Genomic DNA, 19,417 nt, shown 5'->3' on the forward strand with positions numbered 1-19,417 from the left:
ATGAATACACCAATATTGACGGTAGACAGTCTGCGCGTCTGTTACGGCAAAGTAGAAGCGATCAATGACATTTCGGTCAAGGTAGCGGCCGGCAGCATCGTCAGCGTGATCGGCCCCAACGGCGCCGGCAAGTCGACCTTGCTCAATGCCATCATCGGCATGTTGCCCAGCCGAGGCGGCATCACGTATGAGGGCAATCCGATCAACGATATGGACGTCGAAGAGCGGGTCCAGGCCGGCATTGCGCTGGTGCCGGAAACCCGTGAATTGTTTGCCGAGATGTCGGTCAAGGACAACTTGCTGCTCGGCAGTTTTCGCCGTTACCGCCAGCGCGACAAGGATTATCTGAGCCAGTTGGATTGGGTCTATCAATTGTTCCCGCGCCTCAAGGAGCGGGAAGTGCAGGCCGCCGGCACCATGTCGGGCGGTGAGCGGCAGATGCTGGCCATCGGCCGCGCGCTGATGGGCAAGCCGCGACTGTTGATGCTGGATGAGCCGAGCCTGGGTCTGGCGCCGTTGATCGTGAAGGAAATTTTCAGCATCATCTCGGGCTTGCGCGACACCGGCGTCGCTACCTTGCTGATCGAGCAAAATGCCCGCGCCGCCTTGCAAGTGTCGGACTATGGCTATGTGATTGAAACCGGCAGTCTGGTACTGGAAGGCGCGGCACGTGATCTGGCAGTCAATCCGAAAGTGATCGAAACCTATCTGGGTATCGGCAAAGCCAAACACGCAGAAGCATTGATGTCGTGATGCACTAATGCAGCAGCAGCAACAAGCAGGCCGGCGGCTACACCGCCCGGCCTGTGGCAACAAGGAGCAGCGCTGACAAAGCGCCGCACAGCTCCGCGGCAGCAGAAAAATATAAAAACAATATTCAGTTCCATCTGAAAAATATTGCTGTGGAAAAACACGAGTACTTTTAATTTATGCCGCGCATGGCAGGGGCTTTCTGCGTCCATTTTTCGACGGGAAGGAGCGTAGGGGGAAATCGCATTCCTTTGTCCTTCGCTGTTTTTGAAAAATGAAAGCGCTGGCATCTTATCGTTTGTATTCCTTTGTTTATAAAGATTGCAAGGTTTTTTCTGGCTGATTATCGATGATGTTTTTCAGGTGATACGTCACCTGATCCATACCTCATCAGCGGTACGGCAATATTTTTCGAACTCTCTATAATTCTCGTTTACATCTGTTTTTAAATGCGAGTGAAAATGTTTAGAGGATGGGGGCGACAGCATCGGATGACTGTCTGCAACGGCACGCTTCGCAACAGAACATCGTCATTGGCAACCTGAGGAGACCAACCCATGCCACATCCAACGCCCAGTTAGCCTGCATCAGCGCAGCACCTCAGATTGCCCGTAATGCGGCACACCCGGCACCGCGCAATCTGATCACCCTTCATGCAATCCGGTCGGCAATGCCAGGCATCGCCGCGGGACTGCCTGAGCCTTCGTTCCGCGAGGACGAGGTTATATATCCATAAAAACCATCAAGGAGACAATCATGAAGAGCAAGAAAAAACTGATCGCGGCGCTGCCGTTGTTGCCACTGCTGGCGCTGTCGGCGGCGGCCTCGGCCCAGGTGACCATCTACGGCATTTTGGATATCGGTCCGACCTACGTCACCAATCAGGGCGGAAAATCCAACGTGCGCATGGATGCCGGCACGCTGCAGCAATCGCGTATCGGCTTTCGCGGCACGGAAGATCTGGGCGGCGGTTACAGCGCGTTCTTCAGCCTGGAAAACGGCTTCAATCTGGATGACGGCAGCATGGCCACTGCCAACAATCTGTTCAGCCGCGATTCGCGGGTTGGCCTGAAAGGCCCGTTCGGTTCCATTTCTGCCGGTCGCCAGTCCAATGCCACGGTCGATGCGATTGCACCGTATGCGGCATCGATGCTGGCGTATGGTCCGTCGTATCTGGCGACCCATCCGGGTGATCATGACCGCGTGCTGAATATCCCCACTGACAATTCGCTCAAATATACGACGCCAAACTTTGCCGGGTTTACCGGTATCGTGTCTTACGGTTTCGGCGAAGTGGCGGGCGATACCAAGCAAAACAGTTCGCGCAACGCCGGTGTTTCGTACATCAACGGACCGCTCAGCCTGGGTGCCTCCTATCTGTGGAGCAGCGGTAACAACGTGACCAGCGCCGCCTTGTTGTCGGCGTCATCGAATCCGTTCGGCCCGACCAGTGCCGCTGATGTCTTGCGTTCGCTGGCGCTCGGCGCCTCGTATCAGTTTGAGCAAGTGTTCGTGCATGGCAACGCGACCCAATCGAAATTCGGTCTGTCCAGCCAGACGGCACGCACGTATGAAATCGGCTCCAAGATCAATCTGTCGCCGACCATCGTGCTCGGTGCCGATTACTCCTACACCGACGTCAAGAGCCGCGCCAAGCTCAACATCCTTTCACTGTCAGCCTCGTATTTGTTGTCCAAGCGCACCAATCTGTATGTGGTGGCGGCCAACGAAAGCGTCTCCGGCACCAATGCCAACGGCACACCGCTGACGGCGCAACTGTTTACCCTGCCGGCCTCCAGCACCTCGCGCCAGACCGCCTTGCACATGGGTATTCGTCATACGTTCTGAACCTGAACGGCGGGGTCGTGAGGGCGGCCTCGCCGGTCGTTGCCATCAAATCGTGGAAGTATCGTGAGGAAATAGCGTGAATACGTTGTCAGTCAAAGTAACAAAGAAAACCGTGGAAGCCAGAGACATCGTCAGTTTTGAACTGATGGCCAGCGATGGCGGCGATTTGCCGTCATTTGCGGCCGGCGCTCACGTCGATGTTCATGTCGCTCCAGGCATCGTGCGCCAGTATTCGCTGTGCAATGCGCCGCATGAGCGCCATCGTTACCGTATCGCCGTGTTGCGCGATCCGGCATCGCGCGGCGGGTCGGCCGGCATGCATGATGCGGTGGCAGAAGGCGACGTGATTCAGATCAGCGCGCCGAAAAATCATTTTGCACTGACGGCGGCGCCACGCGTGTTGCTGCTGGCCGGCGGCATCGGTGTCACGCCGCTGTTGTGCATGGCGCAGGCGATGGCCGCCAGCGGTGCCGATTTCGACATGCATTACTGCGGCCGCTCATTGAGCAGCATTGCGTTTCAGGCCGAGATCGCGGCATCCGCGTATGGCGATAAAGTCCATTTTCATGCCGATGATGGCGCCGCGGAACAGAAGCTGGATATCCAGCGCTTGCTGGCCGCCAATGCTGTCGGTACCCCCTTGTATGTTTGCGGTCCCGGCGGTTTCATTGACTTCGTGATGCAGTCGGCGCGTCAGGCCGGCTGGGAAGACAGTCAGATCCATCGCGAATATTTTGGCGCGGCAGCCGTCAGCAATGCCGATGCCCATGCGTTCGAAGTGCAGGCGGCCAGTACCGGCAAGCGCTATCGCATTCCGGCCGACAAGTCGGTGATCGAAGTATTGGCGGAGCAGGGCGTGGAGATCCCGGTGTCCTGTGAGCAAGGTGTCTGTGGCACGTGTATCACGCGGGTGCTGGAAGGCGTGCCGGACCATCGCGATATGTATTTCAACGATGAAGAGCATGCGCGCAATGATCAATTTACGCCATGTTGTTCACGCGCCAAAAGCGCTCTGCTGGTGCTCGATATTTAAACGTGATTCAGGGTGCTTTTCCGGAGTTGTCGCGTTTTCATGAAAGCCGCTGTGGATATGGTTTTTCATGGTTTTTTGCAGGATTTGTTCGCGTGCGAAATGTACCCTGTTCGGGGTACAAATAAGTTTGCTGATTTCTCTATAATTTCTGGTGTCGGCCGGTAATAAAAAACAGAACAGACCGGCGCCGAAAAACAGATGAATGGACGGAGACAAGCAATGTTTTTGAAAAATACCTGGTATGTGGCCGCCTGGTCGCATGAAGTGAGCAGCACCACGCTGTTTTCCCGCACCATCCTGAATACGCCGGTGGTGTTGTGGCGCGATGGCGATGGTGCGGTGGTGGCCTTGCAGGACCGTTGCCCGCATCGCGGCGCGCCGTTGTCCAAGGGCCGCATCGAAGATGGCACGGTGCGCTGCATGTATCACGGGCTGAAATTCGATACCCATGGCAAATGCGTGCAGATTCCGGCGCAAGACCGGATTCCGCCGGCCGCCTGTGTCAATAAATTTACCGTGGTCGAACGCAACAAGTGGATCTGGATCTGGATGGGCGACGCCGCACTGGCCGATCTGTCGCTGATCCCGGATACCTTCTGGCTGGAGAGTCCGGACTGGCGCTATCAGCCTGACTACATTCATTACGACGTCGACTACTTTCTGATTGCCGATAACCTGCTCGATTTTTCGCATTTGCCGTTTCTGCACGAAACCACGCTGGGCGGCAGTTCCGGCTATGCCGAGAGCCGCGCCACCGTGGACCGGCTGGACAACGGCGTCAAGATCACGCGCTGGTTTACCGATGGCCCGCCGGCGCCGTTCGTCAAGAACCTGACCGGCTGGACCGACAATGTCGATCGCTGGAATATCTATGACTTCGTGTTGCCCGGCGTATTGTTGATGGATTCCGGCAGCGCCCCGGTCGGCAGTGGCGCACAGCAGGGCGGCCGCGATGGCGCAGTACAGTTCCGCAGTGCTCAGGCGCTGACGCCGGAAACCGAAAACAGCAGCCATTATTTCTTTTCCCAGGCGCATGACTTCGCGCTCGATCAACCGGCGGTAACGGCGCAATTGCATGCCGACATCGTAGCGGCGTTCAAGGAAGACTGGGACATGATTCACGCCCAGCACCGGTCGCTGGCGCTGGACCCGAATTTCAAGATGATGCCATTGCCGGTGGATAACGCGCTCGGCCATTTCCGCTGGCTGATGAATAAACGTATTGCTGCCGAACAATCGTTGTCGGCAGCCGCATAAGGAGCAGGTATGTCACTTCCCTCGCCAGCCATGTTGCAAGCCGTCAAGAAAACCGCTGCCAGCATGGCCAATCGCAGTACCCGTTTCATTTTCAATGAATGGTATGTGGCCGCTTTCGGCAATGAGATCAAGCGTGAATTTCTGCAACGGACCTTGCTCGACAAACGTATCGTCATGTTCCGCACCGAAGCCGGGGTGCCGGTTGCGCTGGCGGACCGTTGCGCGCACCGGGCGTTCCCGTTGTCGCGCGGTACGCTCGATGGCGACACCGTGGTGTGCGCCTATCATGGCTTTCGCTACGACGCCGAAGGCAATTGCGTTGAGGTGCCGTCGGCCGCCAAATGTCCCAAGGGCATCGGCGTGGCGCAATATCGCCTGATCGAAAAGGGGCCGCTGGTCTGGATCTGGATGGGTGACCCGGCGCTGGCCGATGAAAGCAAGTTGCCCGAGCAGGCGTGGCTGACGCAGCCGGACTGGGAAACATCCAGCGGCTATTTCGATTTGCAATCGAACTATGTCAGCATGCATGAAAATCTGCTGGACCTGACGCACCTGTCATTCCTGCATGCCAACACGATCGGCACCCCGGATTATGCCAAGGCACCGTTCAAGACGGAAATCGATGATGGCTATTTCGCGCTCAACCGCGATGTGGTGCCAACTACCTTGCCGCCGGTATGGGGCCGTCCGACCGGACTGGAAGGCTGCAATACCGCCGCGCGCATCGTCAGGTCGGAATTCAAGTCGCCGGCTTTCCATCAGGTCAATGTCAGCTTTTACGATAGCAAACTGGTGGAGAGCGAGCGCCAGGTGTCGCGCATCAAGACCGCGCATTTGCTGACGCCGCAAACGCATTCATCGAGCCACTATTTCATCGTCCATGGCCGCGACTTTGGGCAGGATGATGAAAGCATCACGCATTTCATGCACGACAATCTGTTCGCCGCCTTCAATGAAGATGTCGAAGGGTTGGCGGCGCTGGAAGAGGTGTGGCTCAATACAGCGGCGGACGACATGTTTGAATTTTCGGTCGCAGCGGATGGACCGTCAGTGGCGATGCGGCGTTATCTGAAAAAGCGTGCCGATGAAGAACAGGCGACGCAAGAAAATCCGGGCTATGCCGGCACTGACGCTACAATGCCAGTCATCATCCCCATTCGCACAGGTCAACCGGCCTGATCCGCCATCATGAACGCTGACGCCCTGTACCAGTCGCTGGGCCGCCTGATCGCCGCCATCGGCGAACCCGACTTCGGGGCGGCGGCGTTCGCGCTGGTGGAGCAAGCGATACAGGCCGACCATATCGTCGCCAATCTGGTGGGCAAGAACCAGATTCGCGGTTTGTTTACGGTGGGAAAACTGCCGCCGCGTATCGCCAATACGCTCAATCAGCGTTATCTGGAACGCTATCATCTGCTCGATAAAAGTCTGTTGAGCTCGTGGGATATCGGCAAAGGCCAGCCGGTGGCGATGCAATTCGATCACCGGCTCAATGCCTCACCGATCTATAACACCTTCTTCTTTGAACGCGCCGGCTTGTGCGACAAGATTTCACTGATCAGTTGTCGCGACGACAGCATGGTGTGTTGCAATCTGTATCGCCTGGCAAGCACCGGCAATTTCGCCGCAGCCGACGTGCAGAATGCGCAGGCGCTGGCGTTGCCGTTGACGGCAGCGCTCTGGCATCACGCCGAGCAAATGGGGACTTCACGCGCTCAGGCGCGGGTGCCGCACAAGCCGGGCGGGCCGGATGATGTGCAGTGGCAGGCGCTGCAATCCTTGTCGACGCGCGAGATGGAAGTGTGCCGCCGTTTGCTGACCGGCGCCAGCAACGAAGGCGTGGCGCTCGATCTGGCGATCAGCACGCATACGGTCAGAACCTTGCGCAAGCGGATCTACAAGAAGCTGGAAGTCAGTTCACTGACTGACTTGTTCAGCAAATACCTCAATACCATTTCCGTGACCGACGGCCGGCGCAGCCGTTAGCGACAGCGCCGGCGTTACCGGTGCTGCCGCTGGCTGAGGACTTACAGTCCGCCCATCGCCAGATACTTCAATTCCAGATAATCATCAAGACCGTGGCGTGAACCTTCGCGGCCCAGTCCGGAATTCTTGACGCCGCCAAACGGCGCGACTTCGGTCGAGATCAGGCCGGTATTGATACCGACCATGCCATATTCCAGCGCTTCCGAAACGCGCCAGATGCGGGCATTGTCGCGCGTGTAGAAATAGGCGGCGAGTCCGAATTCAGTGTCGTTGGCCATCGCCACCGCTTGCGCCTCGTCCTCGAAACGGAACAGTCCGGCCACGGGTCCGAAAATTTCTTGCCGTGCCAGCGCCATATCGGGCGTCAGGCCGGTCATCACGGTTGGTTCATACCACAAGCCGCCACGCGCATGACGCTTGCCGCCGGCGACCACTTGCGCGCCCTTGGCGAGTGCATCACTGACCAGATGCTCGACTTTGCTGACGGCGGCTTCATTGATCAGCGGTCCCTGGGTCACGTCGGCTTCAAAGCCCTGGCCGACTTTGAGTGCGGCTACCGCCACGGCCAGCTTTTGGGCAAAGGCATCGTAGATGCCGGCCTGTACCAGAAAGCGATTGCTGCAGACGCAGGTCTGGCCGGTATTGCGATACTTGGAGGCGATGGCGCCGGCGACTGCAGCATCCAGGTCGGCGTCGTCGAAGACGATGAAGGGGGCATTGCCGCCCAGTTCAAGCGACAGCTTCTTGATGGTCGGTGCGCATTGCGCCATTAACAGGCGGCCGACTTCGGTCGATCCGGTAAAGGACAATTTGCGGACAATCGGACTGCTGGTCAGTTCACCGCCGATGGCGCGCGGGTTGCCGGTAACCACGTTGAACACGCCGGCCGGTATGCCGGCTCGCGTCGCCAGTTCCGCCAGCGCCAGTGCCGACAATGGCGTCAGTTCCGCCGGCTTCAATACCATGGTGCACCCGGCCGCCAATGCCGGCGCGACCTTGCGCGTGATCATCGCAGCCGGGAAATTCCATGGCGTGATGGCAGCGCAGACACCGACCGGTTGTTTCACCACCAGCAAGCGGCGATCTGCGAACGGAGATGGAATCACTTCGCCGTAGGCGCGTTTGCCTTCTTCCGCAAACCATTCGATATACGCGGCGGCATAAGCGATCTCGCCTTTGGCTTCGGCCAGCGGCTTGCCTTGTTCCAGCGTCATGATGCGCGCCAGGTCGTCTTGATGCGTGAGCAACAGATTGAACCAGTTGCGCAAGATGCGCGCGCGTTCGGCCGCCGTTTTGGCACGCCAGGCCGGCAGGGCTTGTTCGGCAGCGGCAATCGCCTGCCGGGTTTCATCGGCGCCGGCCAGCGGTACGCTGGCGATCACGGCGCCGCTGGCCGGATCGGTGACATCGAAGCGTTCGCCGCTGGCGGCATCTTGCCAATCGCCGCCGATATGGCATTGCTGGCGCAACAGCGCCGGGTCGTTCAGTTTGAAGTCGTAAGCAGACATGGGAATCCCGGAAAACAGAAGTGATGGAGCGGAAGGGGGGAGTGACCGGCAAGGACTGCCGGTCACTCAGTAAAGCAGAATCAGGCCAGGCCGTGCATTCAATACGCCGCGCCGACGGTGGCGGAGGCTGGCTTGATGCTGTTGAGCAGATTGATCGCAGCGCTGCGCAGCACGCCGGTGTCCGCGCCGGCCGCAACGAAGTCGGCGCCGCTGGCGCGATAGGCCGCAGCCAGTGCCGGATCGGTGGAAAACACGCCGGCCGCCTTGCCGGCCTTGCCGATACGGACGATAGCTTGTTCGATGGCAGCCTTGACTTCCGGATGACCGGGCTGGCCAAGATAGCCCATTGATGCGGCCAGATCGGCGGGGCCGATGAAGACACCATCAACGCCGTCGACGGCAGCGATGGCATCCAGATTTTCCAGCCCGGCGCGCGATTCGATTTGCACGATCAGGCAAATCTGTTGCGCCACCTGCTGGAAGTAAGCCGGCACCGCATTCCAGCGGGCACCGCGCTCCAGTCCGGTGCCGACGCCGCGAATGCCCCGCGGCGGGTAATGCATGGCGCTGACAATCGCAGCGGCTTGCGCCGCCGTATCGACCATGGGCACCAGCAAGGTCTGGGCGCCGATGCCGAGCAATTGTTTGATCAGCGCCGCATCGTGATTGGCCGGACGCACCAGGCAAGACGGCGGATACGCGGCCATTGCCTGCAATTGCGTCTGTACCGAACGCACGTCATTGGCGCCGTGTTCGGCATCGATCAGCAGATAGTCAAAGCCGCAACCGGCCAGGATTTCGGCACTGACCGGGTTACCCAGTCCGAGAAACATGCCGACCTGAAATTGCTTCTGTTGCAAGGCTTGCTTGAATTTATTGAATGGCATGTCCATGGCAAATTCCTGAGGCAGACAAAATGAAAATCAGACGAAACGGAAAGCGATCTGGCCGAGCGGACCGTAATCGGCCTGGAAGGTATCGCCGACGGCAGCGCCTACCGGCCGCGTAAACGAACCGGCCAGCACCACGTCGCCGACATTCAGTTGCTCGTCGTAAGGCGCGATCTTGTTGGCCAGCCACGCCACGCCATTGGCCGGATGGTTCAGCACGCCGGCGGCCAGACCGGTTTCTTCGATCACGCCATTGCGATACAGCATGGCGCCCACCCAGCGCAGGTCAACATCATTCGGCTTGACCGGCAAACCGCCGAGCACGATGCCGGCATTGGCGGCGAAATCGGAAATGGTATCGAAGACCTTGCGCGGCGCCTTGGTGTCGCGGTCGAATTGTTCGATCCGGGCATCGATGATTTCGATGGCCGGCGTGATGTATTCGGTCGCCGCCAGCACATCAAACATGGTCACGCCGGGGCCTTTGAGCGGCTTGCCGAGAATGAATGCCAGTTCCACTTCGACGCGTGGTGCGATGAAGCGGCTGAATGGAATGTCGCCGCCTTGTTCGAAGAACATGTCGTCAAGCAGCGGTGCGTAATCCGGCTCGTTGATCTGTGACGATTGCTGCATGGCGCGCGAGGTCAGGCCGATCTTGCGACCGCGGATGGTGCGGCCTTCGCTCAGGCGCAGCTTGACCCATTCACGCTGAATCGCGTAGCCGTCTTCAATCGTCATCTCGGGATGGGCTTGAGAAAAGTGGCGCACCTGAGTGCGGGTTTTTTCAGCCTGGTTGAGTTGCCGGGCCAGTTCCTGGATGGTGCTCAGAGGAAGCATTCGTATTCTTTCAGACAGATAGCAAGGGCATGCTTAGCGGAAGCGGGCATGCAGATTGTTGTGTTTCCAGCTGCCGCTTTCGCTGAATTCATTGATTTCCAGTGACAGCGCCAGACCGGTTTGCTGGTAAATCGCGGCGAAGTGATTTTTCATGACCTCGAACAAGGCGTCACCGGTACGCTTTTGGGTGTCGTTGCTGCGGCCGGCGCCAATCTTCAGCGTCGCGTGCACAAAAGCGGCGTCGGGCCGGCCATCGGCGATGCAATAGTCGAGCGCCGCCAGCGCCCGCACGCGCACGCCGCCGATCGGATACACCGCCTTGCCATCGGCTTGTTGCGCGATCAGGGTCTGGGCCAGTTGCTGGCACAGGGTGCCGAAGTCGCCCGTGTCTTGCAGGTTGGCGGAATATTCCAGGGTCAGATGGGGCATGGCTATCCTCAGGCGGTGGTGGTGTTGCGTAACGGCGTGACCGGAAAGATCGCATTGATCTGGCCGGTGCCGGAGCTGCCGAAGTAAGGCGTGACCACTTCCACTCCCTGATCGTAATTCGCGCCGCCGAGCATGCCGAGCAACATCGCGGTGTCGTGCATGCCGCCTTCGCCCCAGCATTTTTCGTTGTACATCGGCAGCATCTCGAGGAAGGTTTTCCAGTCGCCTTGCTGCCACATTTCCACCACACGGCGGTCCATCTGTTCCAGGAACGGATCGAATACCTTGTTCATGTAATCCGGCGCGGTGCCGTTTTCAGCGAAGTGATGCGACAGCGAACCGCTGGCGAATACCGCTACGGTGCCGTCATAACGTTCTTCGATGGCTTTGCGCACCGCCAGCCCGAAGCGCGCGCTTTCTTCGAGCTTGTGCCACATGCACCAGCCGGATACCCCGACCACCTTGAAATGCTGGTCGGCATTCATGTAGCGCATCGGCACCAGCGTGCCATATTCGAGTTCCAGCGTGGTATCGCTGTGGGCCCGGGTCTTGACGCCCATTTCGTTAGCGACATCGGCGATCAGATGACCGAGCTGCGGATTGCCCGGATATTCATAGGCCAGATTCTTGATGAAATGCGGCAACTCATTGCTGGTGTACAGGCCCTTGAAATGCGGAGCACAATTGATGTGGTATTCCGAATTCACCAGCCAATGGACGTCGAACACCACAATCGTGTCCACCCCGAGTTCGCGGCAGCGGCGGCCGATTTCGTGATGGCCGTCAATTGCGGCCTGACGGCAACCCTTGTTGGGGCCGTCCAGTTCCGATAGGTACATCGACGGTACGTGGGTGATTTTTGCTGCGAGCGCCAGTTTGCCCATGATGTTTATCCTTTAAATGGTCGACTCAGACGCCCCAGCGCGGGATCGGATGATTGCCGTAAGAGAGGCAGACATTCTTGGCTTCGGCGAAGACTTCGAAGCTGAAATGATTGCCTTCGCGGCCGGTACCGGAGGCTTTGGTGCCACCGAACGGCTGACGCAGATCGCGCACGTTCTGGCTGTTGACGAATACCATGCCGGCATCGATGCCGCGGCCCATGCGCAAGGCGCGGCCGGTATTTTCAGTCCACACGTAGGACGACAAACCATATGGCGTATCGTTGGCGATGCGCAGAGCATCGGCTTCGTCGATGAACGGAATCAGGCAGGGCACCGGGCCGAAAATTTCATCTTGCGCGATCTTCATGCGATTGTCGACATCGGCGAACACGGTCGGCTGAATCCAGTTGCCGTTGCGCAGATGCGCCGGCAACTCCAGCGTGCCGCCGCCGAATACCATGCGGGCGCCTTCTTCCTGACCGATCTCGATATAGCGCGCCACCTTTTGCTTGTGCTCAGGGCTGATCATCGGGCCGATGATGGTATTCGGATCGAGCGGGTCGCCCACTTGCAGTTTGGCGGCGCGGGCCGCGAAGTCGGTCACGAACTTGTCGTAGATGCCGCGCTGGACCAGAATCCGGGAACCGGCGGTGCAGCGTTCGCCATTGTTGGAAAAGATCATGAAGACGGCGGCATCGAGCGCGCGCTCGTAATCGGCATCATCGAAAATCACGAACGGCGATTTGCCGCCGAGTTCCATCGAGAATTTCTTCAGGCCGGCCTGTTGCACGATGCGGTTGCCGGTCAGCGTGCTGCCGGTGAAAGAAATCGCACGCACATCGGGATGGCGGATCAGCGGTTCGCCGGCGTCCTTGCCATAGCCGTGGACGACGTTGAAGACCCCGGCCGGAATGCCGGCTTCCAGCACCAGCTGGCCCAGACGGTCGGCAGTCAGCGGCGACAGTTCCGACATCTTCATCACTGCCGTGTTGCCCAGCGCCAGACAGGGTGCAGTTTTCCAGGTGGCAGTCATGAATGGCACATTCCATGGCGAAATCAGGGCGCAGACGCCCACCGGATTCCACATGGTGTAGTTCAGATGGCCGGTATCGGATTGATAGCACTCGCCATCCATGTGGGCGGCGATTTCGGCAAAGAAATGGAAATTGTCGGCAGCGCGCGGGATCAGCGCCTTCTTGGTCTGGCCGATGACCTGGCCGGTGTCGTTGGTTTCCATTTCGGCCAGCTCGGGCACGTTCTGAGTAATCAGTTCACCCAGCTTGCGCATCAGCTTGGCGCGTTCCGCCGCCGGCTTGCCGGCCCACGCCGGAAAGGCATCCTTGGCCGCTTGCACGGCCGCCGCGACTTCAGCTTCGCCGCCGCTGGCGACTTCTGCCAGCACTTCATTGTTGGCAGGATTGCGGGTTTCAAAAACACGCTGACTTTCGACTTGCTTGCCGTTGATAAGATGTTTGATCATGATGTCGTCGCCAATTAAATTACCGGATTGAAATAAGTATCGTCGCTGACGATGGTGTTGACCAGGCGTCCCACGCCTTCGATTTCGGTGACTACGCAGTCGCCGGCGACGACATCGGCCAGACCTTCCGGCGTGCCGGTGAGGATAATGTCGCCTGGAGACAATGTCATGATGGCCGACAGGTATTCGATCAGGGTCGGGATGTCGAACACCAAGTCCGAAGTGTTGCCGTGCTGGGTTTGTTTGCCGTTGACGCTGGTGGTCAATTGCAGGTTCATCGGATTCGGAATGGCGGCGGCATCCACCAGCCATGGGCCGATCGGCGTGCAAGCGTCGCGGTTCTTGACCCGCAGATTGGGGCGGTAATAGTTTTCCAGATAATCGCGAATGGCGTAATCATTGGCAACCGCGTAGCCGGCGACATAGTCGTAGGCATGTTCGCGTTTGACGTTCTTGGCATGCTTGCCGATGATCACTGCCAACTCACATTCATAGTGCATGTAAGTGGCATCGGCCGGACGTCGGCTGTGGCCATGATGGCCGGTCAGGGCATTCGGTCCTTTGAGGAATACCAGCGGTTGCTCGGGCGCCTTGAATGCCAGTTCGCGCGCATGGTCGGCGTAGTTCAGGCCGAGCGCGAAAATGGTGCCCGGTACTACCGGCGGCAGCCAGTGTGCTTCATCTTCCTTCAACGTACGGCCATCGGCCAGACGGATGAAGCCCTCTGCGGCCGGCTGTACTTCATGCACCGCACCATTGAAAAAGATACGGCCGCGTTTGGCGGATGGCTGGTCGAATTGCTTGATGGTATCGCTCATGCTGCTTGCTCCGCTGCCTTGCCGGTAAGTGAAAAGTTCAGTTCGCCGATGCCGTCGACACGAATGCTGATGCGATCACCGTCACCAGCCAGTGGCGCTTGCCAGGTGACGCCGGTCAGCAGCACGTCGCCGCGGTTCAGGGTCATGAATTCGGTAACATCGGTCAGCAGGGTCGGCACATTGCGCACCAGATCGCGCAGCGAACGGCGGCTGACTTCACGCTCGTTGACCAGGGTCACGATTTCCAGTACGGCCGGATCGGCCACAGTACCGGTGGCAGCGATATGGCTGCCGATCACGCAGGCGTCATCAAAACACTTTTCACGGATGGCCGGGCGGTAATAGCTGCTGTGCGGCAAGCTGAGGTCGGCCACGATCACGTAGCCGGCGATATGCGCGGTTGCATGCGCCGGGCTGATGCGCGCAGCCGGATTGCCGATGACGATACCGATGGTGGCACCGATTTCGAGGTGATCGGCGCCGACCGGCAGGTTCACCACCGCGCCGTCGCCGGTCAGGGTGTTGGCGGGCTTGATGTAGAGCACTGGCGCTTTCGGCGCGCCTTTGTAGGGCGCTTCCGGCAGCGCCGAAGCGATGCGCGCCAGCGAGTCACGGTCATTCAGGATGACGCCGTAGACGCTGCCATCGATGGCCGCCGGTATTGCTGCGGGGATTGCCGTTGCTGGTAATGACGCCGATAGTTGCATGTTCACCTTCCAATTCAGTCTGTTGGCTTGCCTGCCATGCCGGGCGGCTGACGGTGAATCGCTCGTGCCGCCGGGCCAGGCATGGTGGCAGCATTGATGCGCTGCGAAAAAATGTTGCGGGTATTGCAATACCTCATCTGTCTCTGTTTTTCTTGATTGGCGGCTTCAGCGGGGTGATCGCTGAATTAGCTAATATGTTCCACAATATAATTACTAATATGTTAGTGTGTCAATGGGAATCCGGATTTATTTGAAAAGTATGCGCCGTTTTTGCTGCCGGCCCGGCTGCCTTGATGCCGGGACCACGAGACTTTTGTAGAATCGGAAACTTTCAAGTAAGCTGCAACACAATACAGACCAACCGCCGTCGGCGGCATTCGCGCGAAGGCAGACATCAGGCACATGGAAAAATCTCTGAAACACCGAAATCTCGCATTATTGCTATTGCAGGCGCGCGAACGCGTGATGGGCAATTTTCGCCGGATCCTCAATCACCACGGCCTGACCGAGCAGCAATGGCGGGTGATTCGGGCCATCAGCGATTATCAGGAGCCCATGGAGCAATGGCAAATCTGCGAAACCTGCCAGATTCTGAGTCCGAGTCTGGCCGGCGTGCTGGTGCGGATGGAAGATGTGCAACTGGTGGAACGCACCAGAGTCGATACCGACCAGCGTCGCATTCTGGTGGCGCTGACCGCCAAGAGCCGGGTGCTGATCAAGCAGATTGCGCCATTGATCGAGCAACAATATGCCCATCTGGAACAAGGCATCGGTTCCGATACGGTGGCCAAACTGTATCAGGCGCTCGACGAATTTCTGGCGGCACAGGACAAGCAGATCGAATTGGTAGAACTGCCCGAGTTGCGCAAAACCGCCGCCACCAAAAAGACGGAGGCGGCTGCCGGCCCGGCTGCGGCCCGCAAGAAAGCCCGCGCCGGCTGAGCGGCAATACAGGAAAGCGCAACATGCCCGGACCTGAGCCCGTTATCGACACTGCACCAGTGCCATGGTGCCTGAGCATCCCATGCTGAAACAGAATATCCCGGCAGCGCCGATCCCGAATATCGATCTCGGACGCACGTTCGATCTGCGTTACGAAAACGACGAAGTGCATTGCGAGCCGTTGGGCAAGCTGGCCGATTTCTTCGGCCGCAACATGATTGCACACCGGCATGACCGGGTATTCCAGGTCCATCTGCTGACGCGTGGCGAAGTGCGGCTGCATCTCGACGAACAGTTCTATCACGCACGCGCGCCGCTGTTTTTCCTGACGCCGCCATCGGTGACTCACGCCTTCATCATCAGCGACGATGCCGACGGCTATGTGCTGGAAGCCCGGCAACAATTGATCTGGCGACTGTTCAAAAGCGATCCCAGCGGCTTGCTGGAACAGCGGCTGGCCAATCCGACCTGCGTCGAACTGGAGCCGTCCGGCAATGACGGCGATGGCGATGCCCGGGAACGGCGTCAACTGCTGCATTATTTCGACTTGCTCGGCGCCGAGTTTGCCGCCACGCACATTGGCCGCGAATTGAATCTGGTCGCGCTGACGCGGCTGGCATTTGTCTCGATGGCGCGCCTGTCGTCAACCTCAACCCAGACACCCGGCAAGGTCTTGCGTCAGGTCGATGTACAAATCTTTCAGGACTTCAATCAACTGATCGAAGCCAACTTCAAGCAGCACTGGTCACTCAACCAGTATGCGGCGGCGCTCAATCTGACCGAACCGCGTCTCAACGACATCTGCCGCCGCGTCGCCGACCTGCCGTCCAAGCGTCTGGTGCACGACCGGCTGTTGCAGGAAGCCAAGCGCCAGCTGCTGTTTTCCTCGGTCTCGGTATCCGAAATTGCCTACGACCTGGGCTTCAAGGATGTCTCTTATTTCAGCCGTTTCTTCCGCCTGCATGCCGAGCAGGCGCCCGGCGAATGGCGCGATCATGCGCGCACCCGGGCGGCCTGACATCACCATCGGGCCGTGATCCGCCGGCGGCCATGAAAAGTACCAACGATTCCAGCTTACGTGCATTGGGCTATGCCAAAAAAGATCGCATCATGGATGCATCGATCAAGCATGAATTCAATCACAACACTGGAGACCAGCATGACATCACGCGATTTGCCCAAGGTGTATCCCGAAGACGTACGCGCCGACAAGACCCGTCCGTTCACCGGCGCCGAATATCTGGAGTCCCTGCGCGACGGTCGCGAAATCTACATCTACGGTGATCGCGTCAAGGATGTGACGACCCATCCGGCGTTCCGTAATTCGGCGGCCTCGATTGCCCGCATGTATGACGCACTGCACGATCCGGCCAGCAAGGAAACCTTGTGCTGGGATACCGATACCGGCAACGGCGGCTACACCCACAAATTTTTCCGCTACGCCCGCAATGCCGGCGAACTGCGCGAACAGCGCGACGCGATTGCCGCCTGGTCACGCCTGAGCTACGGCTGGATGGGGCGCACCCCGGATTACAAGGCCGCCTTCGGCAGCGCGCTCGGTATCGTGCCGGAGTTCTACGGCAAGTTTGAAGACAATGCCCGCCAATGGTACAAGCGGATTCAGGAATCCTGTCTGTATCTGAATCATGCGATCGTCAATCCGCCCATCGACCGCGACAAGCCGGTGGATGAAGTGCGCGATGTCTTCATGACCGTGGATCGCGAAACTGATGCCGGCATCTACGTCAGCGGCGCCAAGGTGGTGGCGACCGGTTCGGCACTCACGCATTACAACTTCATCGGTCAGGGCTCGGCCGGTTTGCTCGGCGATAATACCGATCTGGCGCTGATGTTTATTGCCGCCATGGATACGCCCGGCATGAAACTGATTTGCCGTCCCTCCTATGAATTGAATGCCGGTCTGAGCGGGGCGCCGTTCGACTATCCACTGTCGAGCCGGTTCGACGAGAATGACGCCATCCTGATTCTCGACAATGCGTTTATTCCTTGGGAAAACGTCTTGATCTACCGTGATCTGGATCGTTGCCGCAACTGGTTCCCGCAAGGCGGTTTCGGTCGTCTGTTCCCGTTACAAGCTTGCACCCGTCTGGCGGTCAAGCTCGACTTCATCAGCGGCTTGCTGGTCAAGGCGCTGAAGTGCACCGGCACCATGGATTTCCGCGGCGTACAAGCCTCGGTCGGTGAAGTGCTGGCCTGGCGCAATACTTTCTGGTCGTTGACCGAAGCCATGACCGGCAATTCCGATGCCTGGAAAAACGGCAGCTGGATGCCCGGCACCGAAGCGCAGCAGGCGTATCGCGTATTGGCGCCGCAAGCCTATACCGCGATCAAGAAAGTGATTGAAGAAATCGTCGCCAGTGGCCTGATCTATTTGCCGTCCGGCGTGCGTGACATCAAGAATCCGATGATCAACGATTATCTGGCGCGCTATGTGCGCGGCTCGGCCGGCATCGATCATATCGAGCGCATCAAGATTCTGAAGTTGCTGTGGGATGCCATCGGCACTGAATTCGGCGGTCGTCATGAATTATATGAAATCAATTACGCCGGCAGTCAGGATGAAATTCGCATGCAGTGTCTGCGTCATGCGCAAGGCTCGGGAACATTGGCGAAGATGACCGAACTGGTGGATCAGTGTCTGGCCGATTACGATCAGAACGGCTGGCTGGTGCCGCATCTGCATAACAACGACGATATCAACGTGCTTGATCAGTTCCGTCAATAACCGTTCGTCATCATTCGGAGATCATCATGGAACACAGCGATAACCGCCGCAGTGAATTTCGCAATGCCATGGCACGCATGAGTGCTGCGGTGAATATCGTGACCAGCAACGGTGCCGCCGGCCGTTGCGGTATTACCGTGACGGCAGTCTGTTCGGTCAGCGATTCACCGCCGACGGTGCTGGTCTGCCTGAACCGTTCCAGCGCCATGAATCAGGTGTTCAAGACCAATGGCGTGCTGGCGGTCAATGTGCTGGCCGCCGATCAGGAAGAGCATGCCCGCCATTTTGCCGGCATGACCGGAGTGCCGATGGAGCAACGCTTTACCGAGCAGCACTGGGGCGAAGGCGAACTGGCACTGCCGGTGCTGAAGCATGCGCTGGCCAGTTTGCAGGGCCGCATCACGCGCGCCGATGAAGTCGGTAGCCACACCATCCTGATTGCCGAAATCGACGCTATCAGTTTGCGCGGCGAGGGTAGCGACAGCCTGGTGTATTTCGACCGTCTGTTTCACAGCGTGCCGCATCAGCAAGCAGCAGTCAGTCACAACTAAGCGGAGCAGCCCATGATCACTTCCATCATCAATGCGGCGGCGGCAGTCTTGACCTCGAAGACGCCGCCTGTTGCACCGCAAGCGGTGTTGCCATCGGCACCAATGCAGAAAGCCGTTACCGATCCGGTGCGTCGCAAATGCAAACGCGACTGGCTCGGAGACGCCATGCAATGCGAGGAACATGCCGCGCCGGCGTGAATGATCGCCAACCGGAAAAACGCCCGAATCAGTGATGATGCGGGCGTTTTTGTTGATGGCAACAACTGACTGCCGACTCAGCTTGCCGGCCCCATCACCAGATCCGGGAACCAGGTGGCAATCCCGGGAAACAGGCACAGCAGGATCACCGCCACGAACATCAGGCCGAGGAAGGGCATCACGCCCCAGATCACATCCTTGAGCGGAATATCCGGCGCGACGTTTTTGATCACAAAGATATTCAAGCCCACCGGCGGATGAATCAGGCCCATTTCCATGACCACCGTCATTACCACGCCGAACCAGATCAGATCGAAACCGGCAGCCTTGAGCGGCGGCAGGATGATCGGTGCGGTCATCAGGATCAGCGAGACCGGCGGCAGGAAAAATCCGAGCACGATGATCAGGCTGAGGATGGTGGTCAGCAACATCCACTTCGACAATTGCTGGGCCACGATCCATTCTGCTGCCGACTGGCTGATATGCAGATAGCTCATGACATAGGAATACAGCAGCGACATGCCGATAATGAACATCAGCATGGTCGATTCCT

General features: G+C 58.5%; 20 protein-coding genes. 11 read left to right on the forward strand and 9 right to left on the reverse strand.

Going from position 1 to position 19,417, the window contains the following annotated elements:
- The 6 genes from AKL27_RS13555 (at window position 1) to AKL27_RS13580 (ending at window position 6,874) form a co-directional block, all read left to right on the forward strand.
- A complete protein-coding gene (locus tag AKL27_RS13555) occupies window positions 1–753 on the forward strand; it encodes an ABC transporter ATP-binding protein (protein ID WP_050463365.1) in 753 nt (250 codons plus the stop codon).
- Window positions 754–1,506: 753 nt separating this feature from the next.
- The gene (locus AKL27_RS13560) at window positions 1,507–2,598 is read left to right on the forward strand and encodes a porin (protein ID WP_050463366.1); all 1,092 of its coding nucleotides are present in this window, start codon (window positions 1,507–1,509) and stop codon (window positions 2,596–2,598) included.
- Between the two features lie 76 nt (window positions 2,599–2,674).
- Entirely contained in the window at window positions 2,675–3,631 is a 957-nt protein-coding gene (locus tag AKL27_RS13565) for a PDR/VanB family oxidoreductase (protein ID WP_050463367.1), read from the forward strand.
- 219 nt (window positions 3,632–3,850) lie between these two features.
- Window positions 3,851–4,888, forward strand: a complete 1,038-nt coding sequence (locus AKL27_RS13570) for an aromatic ring-hydroxylating dioxygenase subunit alpha (RefSeq protein ID WP_050463368.1) — start codon at window positions 3,851–3,853, stop codon at window positions 4,886–4,888.
- A gap of 9 nt (window positions 4,889–4,897) precedes the next feature.
- Window positions 4,898–6,067, forward strand: a complete 1,170-nt coding sequence (locus AKL27_RS13575; protein WP_050463369.1) for an aromatic ring-hydroxylating dioxygenase subunit alpha — start codon at window positions 4,898–4,900, stop codon at window positions 6,065–6,067.
- Window positions 6,068–6,076: 9 nt separating this feature from the next.
- Window positions 6,077–6,874, forward strand: a complete 798-nt coding sequence (locus AKL27_RS13580; protein ID WP_050463370.1) for a helix-turn-helix domain-containing protein — start codon at window positions 6,077–6,079, stop codon at window positions 6,872–6,874.
- Between the two features lie 41 nt (window positions 6,875–6,915).
- Here the strand turns inward: AKL27_RS13580 and AKL27_RS13585 are convergent, their stop codons facing one another.
- The 8 genes from AKL27_RS13585 to AKL27_RS13620 all read right to left on the reverse strand — a co-directional run bounded on the left by AKL27_RS13585 (window position 6,916) and on the right by AKL27_RS13620 (window position 14,427).
- Window positions 6,916–8,382, reverse strand: coding sequence for an NAD-dependent succinate-semialdehyde dehydrogenase (locus AKL27_RS13585; RefSeq protein ID WP_050463371.1), 1,467 nt, complete (start codon window positions 8,380–8,382; stop codon window positions 6,916–6,918).
- 98 nt (window positions 8,383–8,480) lie between these two features.
- Window positions 8,481–9,275 (reverse strand): aldolase/citrate lyase family protein, encoded by a 795-nt coding sequence (locus AKL27_RS13590; protein ID WP_050463372.1) that lies wholly within the window; start codon window positions 9,273–9,275, stop codon window positions 8,481–8,483.
- A 30-nt stretch (window positions 9,276–9,305) separates the two neighbouring features.
- Window positions 9,306–10,109 (reverse strand): 2-oxo-hept-4-ene-1,7-dioate hydratase, encoded by an 804-nt coding sequence (gene hpaH, locus AKL27_RS13595; RefSeq protein ID WP_050463373.1) that lies wholly within the window; start codon window positions 10,107–10,109, stop codon window positions 9,306–9,308.
- A 33-nt stretch (window positions 10,110–10,142) separates the two neighbouring features.
- Window positions 10,143–10,538 (reverse strand): 5-carboxymethyl-2-hydroxymuconate Delta-isomerase, encoded by a 396-nt coding sequence (locus tag AKL27_RS13600; protein WP_050463374.1) that lies wholly within the window; start codon window positions 10,536–10,538, stop codon window positions 10,143–10,145.
- Between the two features lie 8 nt (window positions 10,539–10,546).
- On the reverse strand, window positions 10,547–11,422 hold the full coding sequence (gene hpaD / locus AKL27_RS13605) for a 3,4-dihydroxyphenylacetate 2,3-dioxygenase (protein ID WP_050463375.1): 876 nt from the start codon (window positions 11,420–11,422) through the stop codon (window positions 10,547–10,549).
- 25 nt (window positions 11,423–11,447) lie between these two features.
- On the reverse strand, window positions 11,448–12,905 hold the full coding sequence (gene hpaE, locus AKL27_RS13610; RefSeq protein WP_050463394.1) for a 5-carboxymethyl-2-hydroxymuconate semialdehyde dehydrogenase: 1,458 nt from the start codon (window positions 12,903–12,905) through the stop codon (window positions 11,448–11,450).
- 11 nt (window positions 12,906–12,916) lie between these two features.
- A complete protein-coding gene (locus AKL27_RS13615; RefSeq protein WP_050463376.1) occupies window positions 12,917–13,720 on the reverse strand; it encodes a fumarylacetoacetate hydrolase family protein in 804 nt (267 codons plus the stop codon).
- Window positions 13,717–14,427: a fumarylacetoacetate hydrolase family protein gene (locus AKL27_RS13620; protein WP_157056919.1), complete on the reverse strand. Its 711-nt coding sequence runs from the start codon at window positions 14,425–14,427 to the stop codon at window positions 13,717–13,719. Before AKL27_RS13620 ends, AKL27_RS13615 begins: the two co-directional genes overlap by 4 nt.
- Before the next feature lie 402 nt (window positions 14,428–14,829).
- Between AKL27_RS13620 and hpaR the strand changes: the two genes are divergently transcribed.
- The 5 genes from hpaR (at window position 14,830) to AKL27_RS13645 (ending at window position 18,864) form a co-directional block, all read left to right on the forward strand.
- Window positions 14,830–15,369 (forward strand): homoprotocatechuate degradation operon regulator HpaR, encoded by a 540-nt coding sequence (hpaR, locus tag AKL27_RS13625; protein WP_050463377.1) that lies wholly within the window; start codon window positions 14,830–14,832, stop codon window positions 15,367–15,369.
- 82 nt (window positions 15,370–15,451) lie between these two features.
- A complete protein-coding gene (gene hpaA / locus AKL27_RS13630; protein ID WP_050463378.1) occupies window positions 15,452–16,387 on the forward strand; it encodes a 4-hydroxyphenylacetate catabolism regulatory protein HpaA in 936 nt (311 codons plus the stop codon).
- Between the two features lie 141 nt (window positions 16,388–16,528).
- Window positions 16,529–18,115 carry a 4-hydroxyphenylacetate 3-monooxygenase, oxygenase component gene (hpaB, locus tag AKL27_RS13635; protein WP_198155959.1) on the forward strand — a complete coding sequence of 529 codons (1,587 nt, stop codon included), beginning with the start codon at window positions 16,529–16,531 and terminating at the stop codon, window positions 18,113–18,115.
- A gap of 26 nt (window positions 18,116–18,141) precedes the next feature.
- Window positions 18,142–18,666, forward strand: coding sequence for a 4-hydroxyphenylacetate 3-monooxygenase, reductase component (gene hpaC / locus AKL27_RS13640; RefSeq protein ID WP_050463379.1), 525 nt, complete (start codon window positions 18,142–18,144; stop codon window positions 18,664–18,666).
- Between the two features lie 12 nt (window positions 18,667–18,678).
- Window positions 18,679–18,864: a hypothetical protein gene (locus tag AKL27_RS13645; protein ID WP_050463380.1), complete on the forward strand. Its 186-nt coding sequence runs from the start codon at window positions 18,679–18,681 to the stop codon at window positions 18,862–18,864.
- A gap of 77 nt (window positions 18,865–18,941) precedes the next feature.
- Here the strand turns inward: AKL27_RS13645 and AKL27_RS13650 are convergent.
- On the reverse strand, window positions 18,942–19,417 hold a 476-nt coding region (locus AKL27_RS13650), incomplete at its 5' end, for a TRAP transporter large permease subunit (RefSeq protein WP_157056920.1).

The sequence above is a fragment of the Herbaspirillum autotrophicum genome, assembly GCF_001189915.1.
Taxonomy (GTDB): domain Bacteria; phylum Pseudomonadota; class Gammaproteobacteria; order Burkholderiales; family Burkholderiaceae_D; genus Herbaspirillum; species Herbaspirillum autotrophicum.

Coding starts and splice junctions, on each gene's coding strand:
- AKL27_RS13585 (WP_050463371.1), bottom strand. CDS start 8,382: ATGTCTGCTTACGACTTCAAACTGAACGACCCGGCGCTGTTGCGCCAG.
- AKL27_RS13560 (WP_050463366.1), top strand. CDS start 1,507: ATGAAGAGCAAGAAAAAACTGATCGCGGCGCTGCCGTTGTTGCCACTG.
- AKL27_RS13555 (WP_050463365.1), top strand. CDS start 1: ATGAATACACCAATATTGACGGTAGACAGTCTGCGCGTCTGTTACGGC.
- hpaB (WP_198155959.1), top strand. CDS start 16,529: ATGACATCACGCGATTTGCCCAAGGTGTATCCCGAAGACGTACGCGCC.
- hpaD (WP_050463375.1), bottom strand. CDS start 11,422: ATGGGCAAACTGGCGCTCGCAGCAAAAATCACCCACGTACCGTCGATG.
- AKL27_RS13580 (WP_050463370.1), top strand. CDS start 6,077: ATGAACGCTGACGCCCTGTACCAGTCGCTGGGCCGCCTGATCGCCGCC.
- hpaH (WP_050463373.1), bottom strand. CDS start 10,109: ATGCTTCCTCTGAGCACCATCCAGGAACTGGCCCGGCAACTCAACCAG.
- AKL27_RS13620 (WP_157056919.1), bottom strand. CDS start 14,427: ATGCAACTATCGGCGTCATTACCAGCAACGGCAATCCCCGCAGCAATA.
- hpaA (WP_050463378.1), top strand. CDS start 15,452: ATGCTGAAACAGAATATCCCGGCAGCGCCGATCCCGAATATCGATCTC.
- AKL27_RS13615 (WP_050463376.1), bottom strand. CDS start 13,720: ATGAGCGATACCATCAAGCAATTCGACCAGCCATCCGCCAAACGCGGC.
- AKL27_RS13570 (WP_050463368.1), top strand. CDS start 3,851: ATGTTTTTGAAAAATACCTGGTATGTGGCCGCCTGGTCGCATGAAGTG.
- hpaR (WP_050463377.1), top strand. CDS start 14,830: ATGGAAAAATCTCTGAAACACCGAAATCTCGCATTATTGCTATTGCAG.
- hpaC (WP_050463379.1), top strand. CDS start 18,142: ATGGAACACAGCGATAACCGCCGCAGTGAATTTCGCAATGCCATGGCA.
- AKL27_RS13645 (WP_050463380.1), top strand. CDS start 18,679: ATGATCACTTCCATCATCAATGCGGCGGCGGCAGTCTTGACCTCGAAG.
- AKL27_RS13575 (WP_050463369.1), top strand. CDS start 4,898: ATGTCACTTCCCTCGCCAGCCATGTTGCAAGCCGTCAAGAAAACCGCT.
- AKL27_RS13600 (WP_050463374.1), bottom strand. CDS start 10,538: ATGCCCCATCTGACCCTGGAATATTCCGCCAACCTGCAAGACACGGGC.
- AKL27_RS13590 (WP_050463372.1), bottom strand. CDS start 9,275: ATGGACATGCCATTCAATAAATTCAAGCAAGCCTTGCAACAGAAGCAA.